Source organism: Nonomuraea sp. NPDC048892, from assembly GCF_040649735.1.
GTDB lineage: Bacteria > Actinomycetota > Actinomycetes > Streptosporangiales > Streptosporangiaceae > Nonomuraea > Nonomuraea maheshkhaliensis.
Map to the genome: position 1 here is coordinate 546,311 of NZ_JBEZFZ010000004.1, position 18,086 is coordinate 564,396.

An 18,086-nucleotide genomic window follows, 5' to 3' on the forward strand; every position below is an offset into this window, starting at 1 on the left:
GCGGCACGGCCACGTCATGACATCGGACGAAGAAAGTCGCCGAAACCCTTTTCGATGATACGAAACTGTAACCAAAAACGGTTGAGCTGATCAGCGCCGCCGCGTTCGCCTCTCCGCAGGTCATGACACTTGCAACAACGTGCAGGAGTCGATTGACAGACCCGGCCTCGGCGATCTACGTTCCCGAAAACCTTTTAGGTAGTCCCGGGCTCATCATGTTAGCGCTCACATCCACAAGGGGCCACTCATGAGACGACGATGGGCGGCGGCCCTCGCCGCGGCACTCCTGCTCCTCCCCGGCACCGCGCGGCCCGCACTGGCGGGCCCGCCGATCACCACCGCGATCTACACGGCCGACCCGGCCGCGCTGGTCGCGGGCGACACCCTGTACCTCTACACCGGCCACGACGAGGCCCCGACCGGCGGCACGAACTTCGTCATGCGCGACTGGCACGTCTTCACCACCTCCGACGCCACCACCTTCACCGACCAGGGCGCCCGGCTGAGCCTGGCGACCTTCCCGTGGGCGGGCGGGGACGCCTGGGCCAGTGAGGTCGAGCGCGGCGCCGACAGCCGCTACTACTGGTACGCCTCCGTCAACGGCAGAGGCCCCGGCTGGATGGACATCGGCGTGGCCGTGGGCGACAGCCCGCTCGGCCCGTTCACCGACGCCAAGGGCGGCCCACTGGTCAGCGACAGCACCCCGAACTCCTCCCCGCTCAACATCGACCCGACCGTCTTCACCGACGACGACGGCCAGGTCTACCTCTACTGGGGCTCCTACTACGGGCTGCGCGCGGCCAGGCTCAACGCCGACATGACCTCGATCAACGGCCCGGTCATCACCCCGAGCGGCGTGTCGAACTTCTGGGAGGCCCCCTGGATGTTCAAGCGCGCCGGCGTCTACTACCTCGCCTACGCGGCCAACGACTCGGCCTGCTCGGCGCCCGGCTACGCGTGCGTGCGCTACGCCACCGCGAGCAACCCGATGGGCCCGTGGACCCACCGCGGGATCGTGCTCGACCAGGTGAGCTCGACGACCAACCATCCGGCGATCATCGAGTTCAAGGGCCAGTGGTACATGGTCTACCACAACGCCGCCAGTCCGGGCGGGGGCGACTTCCGCCGCTCGGTGACGATCGACCAGCTCTTCTTCAACGCCGACGGCACCATGCGGAAGGTCGTGCAGACCGGCGGCCCGGTCACCCCGGGCAACCTGGCCGCGAGCGCCACCCCGTCCACCTCGTACGTCTCGCCCTGGGAGACGCTCGGCGCGATCAACGACGGCCACACCCCGGTCAGCTCGGCCGACCACAGCCACGGCGCCTACGGCAACTGGAACCACCAGGGCACCGAGTGGCTCGAATACCGCTGGCCGGCCGCCCGGACGATCTCCAGATCCGAGGTGTACTGGTTCGACGACGACCTCGGCATCGACCTGCCCGCCTCCTGCCGGCTCCAGTACTGGAACGGCAGCGCCTACGTCGACCTGCCCGGCTGCGGCGTGGCCGGCAACACGTTCAACCCGACCACGTTCAGCCCGGTCAGCACGACCAGGCTGCGGCTGAACATCACCTCCAGAACCGGCTACTCGACCGGCGTGCTCGAATGGAGGGCCTTCTCATGAGGCGCGTCCTGTCCGCTCTGCTGCTGATCGCGGCCTTACTCGTCGCCGGCGCCCCGGCGCACGCCGACCAGACCATCGGCTACCCCTCCTTCGGCGGCCCCGCCGTCCCCGCGCCGCCGGGGGCGTACACGACCGGCGACATGATGAGAGCCATCTACGACGCGGAGAGCTCCGGTACGGACTTCTGGATGGACCGGCTGCTGGCCAGGCCCGGCAACGACCCGGCGGGCACCTGGCTCATGTCGCGCGGCCGGGCGCTGTTCATGAAGACGCACACGCCGGGCACGCTCGGGTTCGCCGGGCAGGCCGCGTACTGGGAGAGCATCAGCAACAACCACGCCTTCGCCGTCGCGCTCACGCCGGGCACGTTCACCGAACAGGTGAGCTCGCGCTGGCAGGCGCCGAGCCACTGGAAGAGCCGGCACACCAGCGGCTCGATCACCGTCAACCAGACGAAGTTCATCACCGACAACAACGTGGCCGTGGCCAACCTGGCCGTCACCAACGGCGGCGCCAGCACGACCACGCTGCAGCTGCGCGCCACCTCCCCGTACGCCACCACCGGCTCGGGCGCCGAGCTGACCGGCCAGGTCAACGCCTACAACAACCTGACCACCCTCTACCCGCGGCTCACCTGCGACGGCTGCGCGGTCTCCAGCGGCGGGCTCAACCGCTCGCTCACGATCGCCGCCGGCGCCACCGTCACGGTCAAGGTCGTCATGGGCTTCGTCACCAGTGAGATCCCGGCCTCCCGCACCGAGTACGACGCCTACGCCGGCTACTCCGCCGCCACCGCGTTCGCCACCCACGTGCGCGCCTACAACCGCTGGTGGGCCGAGAACGTCCCCTACATCGACGTGCCCGAGCCGGCCATCAAGAAGAACATCTACTACCGCTGGTGGCTGATGCGCTTCAACCACCTCGACGCCGACATCCCCGGCCAGACCTTCCAGTTCCCCACCTCGACCGAGGGCGTGCTCGGCTACAACAACGCCATCGCGCTGACCCAGCCCATGCACATCGACGACCTCAAGTACCTGCGCGACCCGATCTACTCCTACGGCGACTGGCTGAGCGTCGGGCAGACCTCCAAGAACGGCCGCTTCCTCGACAACCCCGGTGATCCGGAGAACTGGTCCAACAGCTACACCCAGTACATCGGCGAGGCCGCCTGGAAGAGCTACCAGATCCACGGCGGCCAGCCCGGCATCGCCGCCAACCTGGCCCGCTACGCCGAGCAGGACGTCAAGGGCCAGCTGTCCCACTACGACACCGACAACAACAAGCTGATCGAGTACGACTGGGGCGCCCTGACCGGCAACGACGCCGACGCCGTCTCCTTCCACTGGAAGCCGGGCCGGATGGACCGGGCCGAGAGCGCCTACCAGTACAGCGGCGCGCTGGCCGCCGCCCAGGCGTATGAGACGGTCGGCAACACCGCCAAGGCCGCGGAGATGCGCACGCTCGCCACGCAGATCCAGAACGCCATCGTCAACGTGCTGTGGAACCCGGGCCGGCAGCTCTTCGAGCACCGGCTGAAGTCCACCAACGAATGGGTGCCGTGGAAGGAGATCAACAACTACTACCCGTTCGCTGTCGGCGCGATCCCCAACACCAGCACCTACAAGCAGGCGCTGCGCCTCTTCGACGACCCGGCCCAGTATCCGATCTTCCCCTTCTACACCGCCAACCAGGCCGACAAGGCGGCCTCGGGCACCGGCAGCAACAACTTCTCCACGATCAACTCCACCGTGCAGTTCCGCCTGCTCTCCTCGGTGCTGCGTAACTACCCGAACGAGTGGATCGACGCGACCTGGTACAAGAAGCTCCTCTACTGGAACGTCTGGGCCCAGTACGTGGGCGGCAACACCCAGTGGCCGGACGCCAACGAGTTCTGGGCCGACTGGAACGGCTCCTCTATCACCTACCGTTCCTGGATCCACCACAACATCCTCGGCAGCGGCAACTGGACCGTGATCGAGGACGTCGCCGGGCTGCGGCCACGCAACGACGCCAAGGTGGAGCTCTCGCCGATCGGCATCGGCTGGACCCACTTCACCGTCAACAACCTGCGTTACCGCGGCGCCGACCTGACCATCGTCTGGGACGACCCGGCCGACGGCGTCGTCCGCTACCCCGGCGTGCCCGAGGGCTACTCGATCTACGTCAACGGCACCCGCGCCGCCACGGTCTCCTCACTCGTGCCCTTCACCTGGGACCCGGCCACCGGAACGGTCACCACGAGCGGCACCGTCACCCACCACGTCGCCGTCCCGGGCCTGCGCTCGCCGGCCCAGGTCGTCCACAGCGGGGCCCGCATGGTCGACCTGCTCGCCAAGGCCGGCGTCGACCTGACCGCCGACCTGCCCAACCTGGCCGCCGGCGCCACCGCCACGGCCTCCACCACAGCCTCGGGCAGCTCGGCCGCCGGCGCCGTGGACGGCTTCCCGATCAACGAGCCGTTCTGGGGTGGCACGACCGCCGGGCAGGACTGGTACGAGCTCAACTTCGGCACCGCCCGCACCCTCGACGAGATCCGGCTCCACTTCAAGGACAGCCGCCCGGCCAACTCGACCTACCGGGCGCCCGCGTCGTACGACATCCAATACCACAACGGCTCGGCTTGGGTCAGTGTGCCCGCGCAGACCAAGACCCCGGCCGCGCCGCGGGCCAACTACAACCTCGTGCGCTTCCCCGCCGTCACCGCCCAGCGGGTACGGGTGCTGGCCACGGCCGCCTCCGGCGCGCGGACCGGACTCACCGAGATCAAGGCGCACAACCGGGGCGGCACGCCACCGCCGGCCAACCTGGCGGCCGCGGCCACGCCGACCGCGTCCTACACCTCGTCGTGGGAGAGCGTGGCCGCCGTCAACGACGGCATCGACCCGCCCTCCTCCAACGACACGGTCAACCCGCGCTGGGGCTGCTGGCCGCAGACCGGCCAGCAGTGGGTGGACCTGACCTGGTCCTCGGCCCGCACCCTGAACCGGGCCGAGGTGTACTTCTTCGACGACGAGCAGGGCATCGACATGCCGGCGTCGTGGAAGCTGCAGTACTGGAACGGCAGCGCGTACGTGGACGTGCCCGGCGCCTCGGCGTACCCGCTGACCAAGAACGCCTACAACTCCGTCACCTTCACCGCCACCGGCACCACCCGCCTGCGGGTGCTGCTCACCGGGACCGGCACCAGCTCCGTCGGCCTGCTGGAGGTCAGGGCCTACGGAATCTGAGGTGCCAACGCGAGGAGCGCTCCCGATATCGGGGGCGCTCCTCCTCTTGACGGCACCCGCGCCGCGGGCGCACGATCGCGTGCATCGGGGTAATGACATTCTCACTTTCGGTGACATGGCGCGGCGTCGTCGGGCAAGCTGCTGTAACAAATCCGGCCGATAGGTGGCGATCGCATGGTGGGCAAGTGGCAGGCAGGCAACCTCCCGGCGGAGCTGACGAGCCTGATCGGCCGCCGCGCCGAGCTCGAACAGGTGCGCCAGGCCGCCCGGCGCTCCCGCCTGGTCACCCTCACGGGGGTGGGCGGTGTCGGAAAGTCCCGCATCGCGCTGCGCGCCGCCGCCGACCTGCGGCCCCGGTTCAGCGGCGGAGCCTGGCTGGTGCAGCTGTCGCCGCTCGTCGACGGCTCGCTGCTGCCGCACGCCATCGCCGAGGCGCTCAGGCTCACCGACCAGACCACCCGCCCGATGGTCGAGGTGCTGGCCGAGCACCTGTTCGACCGGGAGGTCCTGCTCGTCCTCGACACCTGCGAACACCTCGTCGGCGCCTGCGCCACAACGGTCGAGACGCTGCTCGACGCCGTGCCGGGGCTGTGCGTGCTGGCCACCAGCCGCCGCCCGCTCGACGTGCCCGGCGAGCTCGTCCACGTGGTCGACCCGCTGCCGGTCCCGCCGCCCGGCACGAGCGCCGGTCTCGGTGACGCGGTGGCGCTGCTGGCCGAGCGCGCCGCCGAGACCGTGCCCGGCTTCGACCTCGCCGACCAGGACCAGGACGCCGTCATCCGGCTGTGCCGGCGGCTTGAGGGCATCCCGCTGGCGATCGAGCTGGCGGCGGCGCGGCTGCGCGAGATGCCGGTCGAGCACCTGGCCGACCGGCTCGACGACCGATTCGCCACGCTCCGCGACGATCCCGCCGCGTCAGCCGACCCCGCCGCGTCAGCCGACCCCGCCGCATTAGCGGATCCCGCCACGCCGGGCGCGTCCGGCGAGACCGGCCCGCCGTGGCACCAGGCGCTGCGTACCGCCATCGGATGGAGCCATGAGCTGTGCGAGCCCGCCGAGCGGCTGCTGTGGGCGCGGCTGTCGGTGTTCGCCGGCGACTTCGACGCCGAGGCCGTACGCCGGGTGTGCGCGGACGAGCTGCTCGCGGAGGCCGACATCGGGCAACTGCTCGACGCGCTGGCCGAGGAGTCCATCCTGACCTGGCTGCCGACCGGTGCGGGCGAGCGCTACCGCATGCTGGACACGCTGCGCGAATACGGCGCGGGCTGGCTGCGCGGCCTCGGCGAGGAAGAGCGCTTCAAGCAGCGCCACCGCGAGCACTACCTGTCGCTGGCGAGCAAGGGCGCCGCCGGCTGGCTCGGCCCCGGCCAGATCTCCTGGTACGACCGCATGGTCGGCGAGCACGACAACCTGCGCGCCGCCATGGAGGTCGCCCTCGGCGTCAAGGACGGCCTGCCCGCGCTGGAGCTGGCCGGGACGCTGGCCTTCTTCTGGTACGGCTGCGGCTACGCCAAGGAGGGCCGCCACTACCTGCGCCAGGCCCTCGACCTGGACACCAGGCCGGGACCCGCGCTCGCGCAGGCGCTGTGGGCCGACGGCCTGCTCGCGGCCACGCAGGGTGACGCCGACGCGGCCGAGGCCAGGGCCGCGGAGTGCGAGCTGGCCGCCCCCGAAGGCGACCCCTACGCCGCCACGTGCGTCAGGGCCCTGCGCGCCTCCGCCGGGGTGATCAGGGGCAACCTGGTGCAGGCGATGGCCGAGTCTGAGCCCTCGTACACCGCTCGCTGGAGCGGCGAGCCGCTGACCATCGCCGGCCTGCTGGCGCTGCTGTGCCGGGGCCACGCCTACACCGTCGACAACCGCATCGACGACGCCATCGCCGTGCTGGAGGACCTGCGCTCGCTCTGCGACGAACGCGGCGAGCAGCTGATGCGCTCCCACGGCGACCTGCTGCGCGGCCAGGCCGAGCTGAGCGCCGGGCGGCTCGACGCGGCCGTCTCCTACGGGCAGGCGGCGCTGCGCACCAAGCGGCGGCTGCACGACAGCTTCGGCATCGGCATGACCGTCGACCTGCTGGCCCTGGCGGCGGGCGCGGCCGGGCGGGCCATGCGCGCCGCGCGGCTGCTCGGGCTGGCCCAGCGGATCTGGAGCACCCACGGCCAGGCCCAGGCCAGTGTGGCGGCGTGGGTGGCGGCCAGGAAGGGCTGCGAGGCGCAGGCCCGCGACCTGCTCGGCGACAACGCGTACACGGTGGCCTACCAGACGGGGTTCGACAGTGACATCGACGCGGGCATCGCGTACGCGCTCGAACCCGAAGGCGAGGGCCTGCACAACGGCGGCCCGCTGAGCTGACCCTCGCCCCGGCTCTCCGGTCGGCCCAGGACCGGCAGACCCGCGCCCGCTCAGCGCTGCCGGGCCGGGCGGATGACGAGTTCGTTGACGTCCACGTCCGCCGGCTGGCCGATCGCGTAGGCGATGGCGTCCGCCATGCTGGAGGGCGGGATCGTGTCCTTCCTGAAGTCCCGCATCGCCCCCTGGGCCAGCGGGTCGGTGATGGAGTCGGCCAGCTCCGACTCCACCACGCCGGGGGAGAGGGTGGTGACCCGGATGCCCGGGTCCAGCTCCTGCCGCAGCCCTTCGGTGATCGCCCAGGCGGCGTACTTCGTCCCGCAGTAGACCGCCCCCGTCGGCACCACCTCATGGGCGCCGACCGAGGCGACGGTGACGAAGTGACCCTCGCCCTGGCGCTGGAAGTGCGGCAGGGTGGCGGCGATCCCGTACAGCAGGCCCCGCACGTTCACGTCGATCATCCGGTCCCACTCCTCGACCAGCAGCGCGTCCAGCCGGGACAGCGGCATCACGCCGGCGTTGTTGACGATCACGTCGATGCGGCCGTGCCGCTCGGCGGCGGCGTCGGCGAAGGCGGCGACGTCGCGCCGGTCGGTCACGTCGAGGCGGCGCACGTCGGCCTCGCCTCCCGCCGCCTCGATCGCCTTCGCGATCGTGGCCAGCCGGTCCTCGCGGCGCGCGCCGAGGACCACGCGGTGGCCGTCGGCGGCCAGGCGCAGCGCGGTGGCCTCGCCGATGCCGCTGCTCGCGCCGGTGATCAGAACGACCTTGCTCATGATGTTCCCTCCTGGGTGGGGTAGTCGGCGCTGAGCGTGAGCTCGCGCCAGGTGTCGAAGACGGTCGCGAGCGTGCCGAGCCGGGCCGTGGCCACGTCGTAGGCGACCTTGCCGAGCAGCAGCCGCAGCGGCGGCTCGTCGGCCTGGACCGCGGCGATGATCGCCGCGGCGCCGCGTTCCGGGTCGCCGGGCTGGTGGCCGTAGGTGGCCAGGGTCGACGCGCGGCGCGCGCCCGCGGTCTTGAGGTAGTCGCCGATGCTGATCCCGGACTGCCGCATGGACGACCCGGACCAGTTCGTACGGAACGCGCCCGGCTCCACGATCGTGACCCTGATGCCCAGCGGCCCGACCTCGGCCGCCAGCGACTCCGACAGCCCCTCCACGGCGAACTTGGTCGCGTGGTAGTAGCCGGTGGCGCCGAAGGCGGCCAGGCCGCCGAGCGAGGACAGGTTCACGACGTGGCCGGAGCGGCGGGCGCGCATGCCGGGCAGCACGGCCTTGGTGACGTCCACCAGGCCGTGCACGTTGGTGTCGAACAGGGCCCGCACCTGCTCGTCCTCGCCCTCCTCGATCGCGGCCAGATAGCCGTAGCCGGCGTTGTTGACCAGCACGTCGATCCGGCCGAACGCCCGGTGCGCCTCGGCCACGGCGTACTCGATCTGCTTGGCGTCGGTGACGTCGAGCGGCAGGGCGAGGGCGCGGCCGGGATGGCGTTCGACCAGGTCGGCCACCTGATCAGGGTCTCGGGCGGTGACCACGGCACGCAGGCCGCGATCGAGGACGGCGGCGGCCAGCGCACGGCCGAGGCCGGTCGAGCAACCGGTGATGAACCAGACGTGGGTGTCCTGCATGGTGTGAGGTGCTTTCTGATGGTTTCGCGGCATGGTCGTATGGCGCGCCGGCGAAGGTCGCCGCGCGGTGGACGGGATGGCTCAGGCGGTTGCGGCCGCCCGGCTCAGGCGGTGCGGCCGCCCCGCGGTGGGCTCAGGCGCTGAGGCTGCCCAGCAGGCCGAGTGCCTCTTCCGACGCGCTGCCCGGATCGGCCTGGTAGACGACGAGCTGCTGCCCCGGCGCGCTGTTGACGGTCAGCGACTCGTAGTGCAGCGTCAGCTCGCCCACCAGCGGATGGCGGAAACGCTTGGTCTCGTGGGTCTTCTGGCGGATGTCGTGCCGAGCCCACAGCTCGCGGAACAGCCGGCTCTTGAGCGACAGCTCCCCGACCAGCTCGACGAGCGCGGGGTCGTCGTAGTCGGTGCCGATCGACTGGCGCAGCCCGGCGACGGTGTTGAGCGCCACCCGGTCCCAGTCGGGGTAGAACGTACGCGCGTCCGGGTCGAGGAACACCAGCCGCACCAGGTCACCGCTGTGGGCGTGGCCCGCGAACAGGGCCTCGCCCAGCATGTTGGCGGCGAGGACGGTCATCCGGCGGCCGATCACCACGGCGGGCGTGTGCGGCCAGGCGTCCATCATGCGCAGCAGGCGAAGGCTCACCTGTTCGGGGCCGCCACCCTGACCTGAGCCGCCCTGTCCGCGCTGCCGGCCGTCGCGGTGGCGGGCCAGCTCGTGCAGATGCGCGGCCGCGTCCTCCTCCAGCTCCAGGGCGCGGGCCAGCGCGTCGATCACCTGCGCGGAAGGGTGGCGCTCGCGGCCCTGCTCCAGCCGTACGTAGTAGTCGGTGCTCACGCCCGCGGCCTGGGCGACCTCCTCACGGCGCAGGCCCGACACCCGGCGGCGGACGCCGACCGGCAGGCCCAGGTCCTCGGGCTGGAGCAGCTCGCGGCGGGCCCGCAGGAACTGCCCGAGCAGGTTCTCCGTGTCCATGCTTCGAGGCTAGGCCAGAAAAGAGCAGGTCGGGAGGCTCAGGGTGGCCGCGCCACACCCACCCTCCGGCAGCGCGGCTCCCGGCGCGGCGGCGCCGGCGCTAGCGGAGCCGGCCCGCTCCCGCGCCAGCCGGGACCAGGTGCCGCAGCACCTTGGCCGGATGCCGCCGGGGGACCAGCGTCGGGATCCAGCCGGCGTCGTCGCCGAGCGTCGTGCCGTTGGCGGCGTTGTACGCGGCCACCACGTCCACCGGCACGCCGTCCACCAGGTTGTCCCTGGCCGTGATGGCCGTGCCGTTGAACACCGTCAGCACCTTCGCCGCCTCGATCCCCTCGAAGGCGTTGTCCTCGGCGTACACCTGGGAGCCGAAGCCCACGCCGATGCTGTAGCCGTGCCCGTCCCCGCCTCGGTAGTAGTTGTTGTAGACGTGCACCTGCCCGAAGCGCACCCGTGGCGTGCGCTGCCCGAGCGCCTCGAAGTGGTTGTGGTGCAGGGTGACCTTGAGCTTGTCCTGCTCGCCGTACCTGTCCGGGTTGTCGGTGTTGCCGATCAGGGCACCTTGTCGTGGCCGCTGAGGTGGTTCCAGGAGAGGGTGACGTGATTCGAGCCGCGGACGATGTCGAGCAGGCCGTCGTGCACCTGGTACGGACGGCCGAAGTAGGACGGCTGGCCGGAGTCGGGGTTGTCGCCGTCGTTCAGCGTGTTGTGGTCGATCCAGACGTGCGTGGAGCCGGAGACCTCGACGTTGTCGAAGGAGGCGTTCCAGTTGCCCTCCGCGCCGTCGCTCGGGTCCCACTGCGGGAAGCAGTCGGAGGTGTCGGTGATGGTGAGATTCCGGATGATCACGTTGTCGGCGCCGATGACGCGCAGGCCGAAGCTCTTCAGCGCCGCGTCCCGGCCGGCCCCGATGAGGGTGACGTTGGAGCCGACGGTGATCGTGACGTGCTCGGCCATCCTGGCGTACGACGCCTTGCGCGCCTCCTCCAGCGGCCCTGACGGGACGGTCGTCCTGCCCCAGACGGCCGGGTCGTAGGCGGCCAGGTAGGCGGGCAGGCTGTAGCCGTCTGCGGCGTAGTCGTCGCAGGTCAGCGGGTTGCCGGCGGCGTCGGTGTCGACGTCTGTGGAGCCCTTCACGTAGATGATCTTGGGCGTGTTGTCGGCCGGATCGCCCAGCGCGGCCAGCAGTTGCGCCCTGGGCCGTACGACGTGCACGTCCTCGGGGCGGGCAGCCGAGCCGCCGGTGGTGCCGGCACCGGGAGGCCGTCGCGGGAGGGGCCGTCGCGAGTGCCGTCAGGACGATCAGTGGGGGGAGGATGAGGCGTCGCATGCGCAACCTCGGCAGAGCTCGGCAAGCGGTTGCATTCGACACTCGCATTCGACAGCAGAGCATCGCGCGTGGGTGCCGTCCAGGCGGGGGCGCTGTCCGGCGGGCCCCGCCCGGGTGGCGTTACGAGCCGGCGGCCGGGGTGGCGGTCGTGGCAGGGCAGGGCGGCGTGTAGGGGCGGCCGGGGACGTACTGGGCCCACTCGGCCCTGGTGACCGGCGTGCCGGCGGCCTCGCAGACGTTCGCGCTCGCCTGCTCCACGTTCAGCCCCCAGAGCTGGGCGGCCGTGCCGGACGCGCTGGCCAGCACGGTCCCGTCGGGGCCGAGCTCCACGTCGCCGGCCGCCTCGGTGCCGGCGAACACGGCCCAGAGCGAGGGCCGCGCGAGGTCCGCGACGTTCCAGACGCGCAACGTACGGTCCTGGGAGGCGGTGACGAGCGTGCGGTCGTCGGCGGCGAACGCGACGGCGGAGACGTCGGCGGTGTGCCCGGGCAGGCTCGCCAGCGCCTTGGGCTGGGCGGGGCGGGACACGTCCCACAGCCGCGCCGTGCCGTCGGAGGCGGCCACGGCCAGCGTCTTGCCGTCCTTGCTGAAGCTCAGGTCGAGCACCCCGCCGGAGGCCGCCGAGAAGGTCTTCAGCGACACGGGCTTGGCGGGCTTGGAGACGTCCCAGAGACGTACCGACGAGGTGCCCGAGCCCGTCGCCACCACGCGGCCGTCAGGTCTGAACACGGCGGTGTTGAGCCGCCGGTCGGCGGCGCCCGGCGTGGAGAGCCGCTTCGGGGTGGCGGGAGTGGCGACGTCCCACACCATCGTCCGGCCGTCGCGGGCGGTCGTCACCACCGTCTTGCCCGCCGGTCCGTACGAGGCCGAGCGCAGCCCGTCGGTGTGCCCGCTCAGCGTGCCGAGCAGCTTCGGGGTGGCCGGCTCTGAGACGTCCCAGAGCTTGGCGGTCTTGTCGAGCGAGGCCGTGACCAGGCGGCGGCCGTCGGGGCTGAACGAGGCCGCCATGATCTTCCCGGTGTGCCCCGACAGCGTGGACTGCGGGACGGCCACCGCCGGGTCGGCCAGGTCCCAGAGCTTGACGCTCATGTCGTCCGAGGTCGTGGCCAGGACGCGGCCGCTCTTGGCGATCGCGATCCCGTTGACCGGCGCGGTGTGCCGGTCGAGCCTGGCTCGCGGGGCGACGCGGGAGGCGTTGGAGACGTTCCACAGGCGGGCGATGCCGTCGGTGGCGGAGGTGGCCAGGTTCTGGCCGTTCGGGCTGAACGCCACGCCCGTCACCGGATCGGGGAACCCGGCCAGCGTCGCCGTGAGCTCGGGTTCGCTCGGCGACTCCATGCTCCACAGCCGCACGGTGGCGTCGGCCGAGGCGCTGGCCAGGACGCTGCCGTCGGGGCTGTAGGCGACGTCGTCCACGGAGGCGGAGTGGCCGCGCGCCGTGCCGAGCAGCTTGGTCGCCGTGATGTCCCACACCTGCACCGCGCCCGTGGCGGAGGACGTGGCCAGGTTGAGCCCGTCGGGCGAGAAGGCCGCGCCGCGCACGGCGCCCTCCTGCGAGGTCAGCGTGGCCAGGCTCTTCGGCTGCGCGGGGGTGAGCACATCGAGGATGGCGATCGTGCCGCCGGTGCCGGCCAGCGCGGCCAGGCGGCCGTCCGGGCTGAAGACCGCCCTGGTCAGGGCCGACTGCCGGCTCAGCACGGAGACGGCGGCGGGCTTGGCGGTGTCCTTGACGTTCCACAGCCGGCCGGTGCCGTCGGCGGACGCGGTGAGCAGCACGTCGCCCTTCGGGCTGAACGCCACCGAGGTGACCTGCTCCTTGTGCCCCTTGAGCGTGGACAGGGCGCGGGGGCTCGCCGGGTCGGAGACGTTCCACAGCCGGGCCGTGCCGTCGGCCGACGCCGTGGCCAGCGTCTTGCCGTCCTTGCTGAACGCCGCCGCGAGCACGCCGCCGGTGTGCCCCTTCGCCACGCCCATGGCCTTCGGGCGCAGGGGGTCGGTGACGTTCCACAGCCGCGCGGTGGTGTCGCCGGAGGCGGTGACGGCGACGCGGCCGTCGGGGCGGTAGGCGACCCGCTCGACCGGGCCTGTGTGCCCGATCATGCGGGCGCCGACCGGGCGGGACAGGGAGCCGAGCAGCGCGCCCCTGGCCTCGGGGGTGGCCGAGACGCGGTAGGCGGCCAGGGCGAGCTGGGACCCGAGCGAGGTGTCCCTGACGGTGCTCGCGGACGCGGCCAGTTGCCGGGACAGGGCCTGGTCGCGTTGCGCGGCGGCCTCGTTCGCCAGCCGGTTGGCCTGCCCGCTGCGCACCAGCGCCACCACGCCGCCCGCCGCCGCCACGAGGAACAGCACGGCGAGGGAGGCGATGGCGGCACGCGCGATCAGCGAACGCCGCGCCTGCCGGCTCCGCGACGCGGCCAGGAAGTCCCGCTCGACGGGGGTGAGGGGAGGGGCGGCGCCGGGTGCCGCGGGCGCTTGCGCGGTTCGGCCGGCGGCGGGTGTCGCGGGGGCGTTCGTGGCCATGGGGGCTTGCGCGGTTCGGCCGGGTTCGGTCGCGGTCACGCCGGCCTGGACACCGGGGGCCGACGCGGTCACGGCCGCCTGGGCGATGGCGAGGCGGTCGTCGGCGTACAGGTAAGTGGCGTCCTGGCCGTCGCGCTGCCACATCAGCGCGTCCTCGGCCAGCCGGCGCCGTACCAGCAGCTGGGCCCGCCCGGTCTCCGCCCAGGTGCCGAGCCGGGGCCAGGCGCGGATGAGCGCCTCGTGCGCGAGCTCGGCCTGGGCGCCGTCCAGCGTGACCAGCCGCGCCCGGACGAACTCCGCCAGCACCTGCCCCTCGATCGACGACGGCCCAGGGCTCAGCTCGTTCACCGGAACCCGCTGCCGCAGCCCGCCGCCCCGCTCGTCCACGTGCACCAGCCGGACCAGCAGGCCGCGCGCCACCGGCTCGGACTCCGCGCCCAGCCGCCGCAGCGTCTCCTCGCCGCTCATCGCCACCGCCCGCGCCACCCCGCCGGCGGAGCGATAGCCGGCCATGGTGAGCACGCCGCCGCTGCGCCGCTGCCAGGTGGCCAGCAGCGCGTGGGAGAGCCTGGGCAGCAGGTCGTCCTCGACCGCCTGGACGTCCTCCATGATCAGTTCGACCAGCCCGGGCTCCAGCGAGAGCCCCGAGCGCACGGCCGGCTCCTCGATCGCCGCCCGAAGCTCGGCCGGGGTCATGGGAGCGACGATCTCGGGCCGCCGCATCGTCTCCAGCAGGCCGGGATAGTTCGCGCAGCGCCCGTAGAAGTCGCCCCGGACCGCGATCACCACGGCCGCGGAGCGCGAGACCGCGACGAGTGCCTCGACGAAACGCCGCCGCGCGGGCTCGTCCGTGCAGACGGTGAACAGCTCCTCGAACTGGTCCACCACCAGCAGCGTGCGGGCGGGCAGCCCGCGCCCGGCCGAGCCGGGATCGGACTCGATGACCGCGCGCAGCCGTTCCGGATCGTTGCCCGTCAGGGCCGACAGCTCCCGCACCAGCCCGGCCACCGGCCGCGCGCCCGGGGTCATGACGACCTGCCGGCCGCCCTCTTTCGCCAGCGCCGGGATCAGCCCGGCGCGCAGCAGCGAGGTCTTCCCGCACCCTGAAGGGCCGGTGAGGACCAGCGGCCCGCCGGTCTCGAACGCCTGCGAGCCGATCACCACCGGCGGCCCCGGGGTCCGCAGCGCCTGGCGCGCCCGCGTCACCAGCGACCTCGTCTGCTCCTCGCGGCCGAAGAGCAGCCCGGCGTGCTCGGGCCCGAAGGCCGCGAGCCCGCGGTAGGGGCTGTTGAGGTCGCCGGGGGAGCCGGTCGGCGGGCCCGTCCGGCCGGCGGGCGCGTCGTGGGCCGCGTTGACGGCCAGCGGCGGCAGCTCCTTGAGCGCTCCGGCCTGCCGCCGCGGCTTGGGGAACCCGGCCTCGGGCAGCACCCGGGACAGGTGGTGGTGCACGTGGTCGAGGGTGAACGCCGGTGGCCCTGACGGGTCGCCCTCGTTCAGCAGCCGCAGCAGCGCGCCGGTCAGCGCGGTGTGCCTGACGCCGGGCAGCGCCCACGCGTTCTCGTCCTTGCTGGAGGACGCCAGCACGTACGCCCCCCGCGCGGACACGTCGAGCGCCTGCTCCATGGCCTTGGCCGGCACCGGCCTGGGGCCGGCGGTGAAACAGCAGTCGAGGATCACGACGACCAGCTCGGCCCGCGACGACGCGAGGATCCGGCGCACCATCGAGTACGGCAGCGCCTGGTAGCCCGGCACCCCCTCCGTGAGATCCGTCGTGGCCCGCGTGGCCAGGTGCAGCTCGTTCCCGGGACCGAACAGCCCGTGCCCGACATAGTGGAACATGAGCACGCCGGTGGCCTCGCTCGCCGCCCGTTCCAGCGCCTCGCCCAGATTCGCCGGGGTCGCCGGATCGAGCAGCACGGACAGGTTGGCCGGCGCCAGGCCCGCCCGTTCGACCAGAGCATGACCGAGATCGGTGACGGTGGCCGGCACGGCCGGCACCTGCGGCAGCCGTGAGGAGGGCCGATGCGCGCCGGTGCCCGCCACCACGACCCTGGCCTCCGCCGCGGACAGCAGCAGTGGTGGACCGTTCCACCGGGGGGGCCGCACGAGCCGGGTCTTCTCGATCGTCGTCGACTCGTCCTCGCTCATCCGGCGCTCCACAACGTGGGAATGCTTGCGGCCATGGTGGCAGGGAAGGTCAGGGCGCGGTCAACCCCCCGTTGCCCGGTTGTTACGGTACGCAGATCTCGGCCGCGCGTCGAGGGGTTGACGGAGCGTCACCAGTTGGCGGGCAGACCGGGCGTCGTGGCGGGCAACGGGCGACCCGGCGGATGGATGACATAGGCCACGCCACCGCTGCTGGAGCTCCGCAGCCACACGTTCTCGAACGCCGCCCGCGGATAGACCCGCCGTACGGCATCGTTGCTCGGCGAGGCGGGATCGTTGGCGATCACGTCGCCGGTCGCGGTGAAGCCCACGACCACCATGAGGTGGCCGTCGGTGCCGTACCCGGCCCCCGGCAGCTCCGCCTTCTTGAACGACTGCGATGTGATGACCGGGACGCCCGCCTTGATCAGCAGCTCCAGCTCGGTCAGCGACCGCAGCCGCGTGACGAACCCGTCGAGGCCGTAACGGCCCGCGTAGGCGGTGTTGAACGGCCAGTTGCCCGTGCCCGCGTAGGCGTGGTCGTAGGTGTGCCGGGCGGCGTGATCAACCTCGGGGTTCGGGTCCGCGGGGTCGACCCAGGCGGTGTCGCGCTCGCTCGGCCACACGTCCCAGTAGCCCATCACCATGGTGGTCGAGGTCGGGCTGCACCACGCCTCGCCGCCGCCGTTCCACTCGGGGTAGTGGCCCTGGTGCACGTTCTGGGAGCGGCGCGGCACGGCCAGCTCCTTCCCCCAGGCGCCCCCGCCCGGGCTGACCGGCACGGTCTTACGGCTGGGCACGTTGGAGCTCATCACGCCGGACGTGCGCACACGCGGCGTCACGCCCGAGCCCGGCAGGCGGTAGAGGGTGAGGCGGAGCTGGTAGCCGCTCATCGGCCTGCCCGCCGCCGCGACCAGCGTGTCGACCGCCACCTTGGCGTCGGCGTCGCCCTGGCCGGGCACCGACGTACGCAGCACGTCACCCTCGGCGTAGGACCAGCGGCCCAGCGAATACCACTTCGTCAGCCCCTCCGCGTTCCTGACCCGGGCCTCGACCCGCAGCCAGCTACCCCGGGGGACGTCCGCCGTCCAGGAGGCGATCAGCTCGGTGGCGGCGAAGCCGATGGCCCGCTCGGGGCCGGTCCAGCGGGCGAACTCCCAGGTCTTGGTGCCGAGCGCGTCGGTGTGGGTGACCGTGCCCGCCGCCGAGCCGAACGCCAGCCCGTCCGCATGGGTCGTGCCCTCCCGGGTGCCGGTGGCGAAGTCGGCCCGGTGGAAGACGACGTCGGGAACGACGGCGGCCGGCTTCGCGCCCGCCGGGGCCGCCACCGTCGTGACCAGGGCGAGGGTGGACAGGAACACGGTCAGCGCACGCATGGACCCACCTTCTCCGAACCCGGTCGTCGCCGCCGAGATTAGGCACGACGGGCTTGGCAAAGCATCCGCAGATCTACGTATCGGCGCGGTTCCGTCGTACGGGCCTCGATGGGAGGGTGGCATGACTACGAGGCAAGGAGTTTGGACGAATGCGGAAATATGTGATTATGGGCGTCCAAGGCAGCGGAAAAGGCACACAAGCCGCTCTCTTGGCCGCCGACCTCGACCTGGTGCACATCAGCGTGGGCGACATCTTCCGCTGGCACGTGAAAAACCACACCAAACTCGGCGCCCAAGTCCGCCGCCTGGTGGCGGCGGGCGAGCTGGTGGGCGACGACCTGGTGGCCGACGTGGTCAAGGACCGGCTCCAGCTTCACGACTGGAACTACGGCTTCGTCGTCGACGGCTTCCCCCGCAACCGCCCCCAGGCGGAGTTCTTCCTGGAGAGCTACGACCTCGACGGGGTGATCCACCTGGACCTGCCGGACGACGAGGTCCGCCGCCGCGTCCTGGCCAGACGGCTGTGCGCGCGGTGCGGCATGGACTACAACCTCATCGCCCACCGTCCGGAGGTGGAGGGCAGGTGCGATGTGTGCGCCGGGGACCTGGTCACGAGGGAGGACGACACCCCGGACGCACTGGCCCGGCGGCTTCGTGACTATCACAGCAAGACGGATCCGGTGCTGGAGCTGTTCCGGCGCAAGGAGTACGTGATGACCATCGACGCCCGGTCCGACAAGACCACCGTCCAACGCGCCATCCGCACCCGCTTCAACCTGCCGCCGTACCAGGGGTAGGTGGTGTGCGACTGCTGCACTCGGCGCACCAGAACGAACTGCTCACCACACCGTAAGAACGACGGTTGCCCGACAATGACGCGGCCCCTCCAAAGGAGTCCACTACCACGCCGAGCCA

General features: G+C 72.0%; 9 protein-coding genes and 1 pseudogene. 4 read left to right on the forward strand and 6 right to left on the reverse strand.

Translation table 11 applies throughout. The annotated features are described in order from the left end of the window. Positions 1-247 precede the first annotated feature (247 nt). The 3 genes from AB0C28_RS16255 (at position 248) to AB0C28_RS16265 (ending at position 7,209) form a co-directional block, all read left to right on the forward strand. Positions 248-1,627, forward strand: coding sequence for a glycoside hydrolase family 43 protein (locus tag AB0C28_RS16255; protein WP_358075077.1), 1,380 nt, complete (start codon positions 248-250; stop codon positions 1,625-1,627). Further along, positions 1,624-4,857, forward strand: a complete 3,234-nt coding sequence (locus tag AB0C28_RS16260) for a hypothetical protein (RefSeq protein ID WP_358075079.1) — start codon at positions 1,624-1,626, stop codon at positions 4,855-4,857. Before AB0C28_RS16255 ends, AB0C28_RS16260 begins: the two co-directional genes overlap by 4 nt. A gap of 174 nt (positions 4,858-5,031) precedes the next feature. Beyond that, the gene (locus AB0C28_RS16265) at positions 5,032-7,209 is read left to right on the forward strand and encodes an ATPase (RefSeq protein ID WP_358075082.1); all 2,178 of its coding nucleotides are present in this window, start codon (positions 5,032-5,034) and stop codon (positions 7,207-7,209) included. A 50-nt stretch (positions 7,210-7,259) separates the two neighbouring features. Here the strand turns inward: AB0C28_RS16265 and AB0C28_RS16270 are convergent, their stop codons facing one another. The 6 genes and pseudogenes from AB0C28_RS16270 to AB0C28_RS16295 form a co-directional block, all read right to left on the reverse strand. Next, the gene (locus AB0C28_RS16270; RefSeq protein WP_357836752.1) at positions 7,260-7,982 is read right to left on the reverse strand and encodes an SDR family oxidoreductase; all 723 of its coding nucleotides are present in this window, start codon (positions 7,980-7,982) and stop codon (positions 7,260-7,262) included. Further along, positions 7,979-8,833, reverse strand: coding sequence for an oxidoreductase (locus AB0C28_RS16275; RefSeq protein WP_357836749.1), 855 nt, complete (start codon positions 8,831-8,833; stop codon positions 7,979-7,981). Before AB0C28_RS16275 ends, AB0C28_RS16270 begins: the two co-directional genes overlap by 4 nt. A 133-nt stretch (positions 8,834-8,966) precedes the next feature. Then, the gene (locus AB0C28_RS16280) at positions 8,967-9,803 is read right to left on the reverse strand and encodes a helix-turn-helix transcriptional regulator (RefSeq protein ID WP_358075085.1); all 837 of its coding nucleotides are present in this window, start codon (positions 9,801-9,803) and stop codon (positions 8,967-8,969) included. Between the two features lie 100 nt (positions 9,804-9,903). Next, positions 9,904-10,757, reverse strand: a pseudogene (locus AB0C28_RS16285) (polysaccharide lyase family 1 protein). Positions 10,758-11,250: 493 nt separating this feature from the next. After that, positions 11,251-15,798 carry a hypothetical protein gene (locus AB0C28_RS16290; RefSeq protein WP_358075088.1) on the reverse strand — a complete coding sequence of 1,516 codons (4,548 nt, stop codon included), beginning with the start codon at positions 15,796-15,798 and terminating at the stop codon, positions 11,251-11,253. A gap of 128 nt (positions 15,799-15,926) precedes the next feature. After that, complete coding sequence (locus AB0C28_RS16295) at positions 15,927-17,171, reverse strand: peptidase C39 family protein (protein ID WP_358075090.1); 1,245 nt, start codon at positions 17,169-17,171, stop codon at positions 15,927-15,929. Positions 17,172-17,338: 167 nt separating this feature from the next. Here AB0C28_RS16295 and AB0C28_RS16300 point away from each other — a divergent pair, with 167 nt between their 5' ends. Further along, positions 17,339-17,968 carry a nucleoside monophosphate kinase gene (locus AB0C28_RS16300; RefSeq protein WP_358075508.1) on the forward strand — a complete coding sequence of 210 codons (630 nt, stop codon included), beginning with the start codon at positions 17,339-17,341 and terminating at the stop codon, positions 17,966-17,968. The last annotated feature ends 118 nt before the right edge of the window (positions 17,969-18,086 follow it).

Excerpts from the sequence above, each read along its gene's own strand:
- AB0C28_RS16300 (WP_358075508.1), top strand. The coding sequence starts at position 17,339 with ATGGGCGTCCAAGGCAGCGGAAAAGGCACACAAGCCGCTCTCTTGGCC.
- AB0C28_RS16280 (WP_358075085.1), bottom strand. The coding sequence starts at position 9,803 with ATGGACACGGAGAACCTGCTCGGGCAGTTCCTGCGGGCCCGCCGCGAG.
- AB0C28_RS16290 (WP_358075088.1), bottom strand. The coding sequence starts at position 15,798 with ATGAGCGAGGACGAGTCGACGACGATCGAGAAGACCCGGCTCGTGCGG.
- AB0C28_RS16275 (WP_357836749.1), bottom strand. The coding sequence starts at position 8,833 with ATGCAGGACACCCACGTCTGGTTCATCACCGGTTGCTCGACCGGCCTC.
- AB0C28_RS16270 (WP_357836752.1), bottom strand. The coding sequence starts at position 7,982 with ATGAGCAAGGTCGTTCTGATCACCGGCGCGAGCAGCGGCATCGGCGAG.
- AB0C28_RS16260 (WP_358075079.1), top strand. The coding sequence starts at position 1,624 with ATGAGGCGCGTCCTGTCCGCTCTGCTGCTGATCGCGGCCTTACTCGTC.
- AB0C28_RS16255 (WP_358075077.1), top strand. The coding sequence starts at position 248 with ATGAGACGACGATGGGCGGCGGCCCTCGCCGCGGCACTCCTGCTCCTC.
- AB0C28_RS16265 (WP_358075082.1), top strand. The coding sequence starts at position 5,032 with ATGGTGGGCAAGTGGCAGGCAGGCAACCTCCCGGCGGAGCTGACGAGC.
- AB0C28_RS16295 (WP_358075090.1), bottom strand. The coding sequence starts at position 17,171 with ATGCGTGCGCTGACCGTGTTCCTGTCCACCCTCGCCCTGGTCACGACG.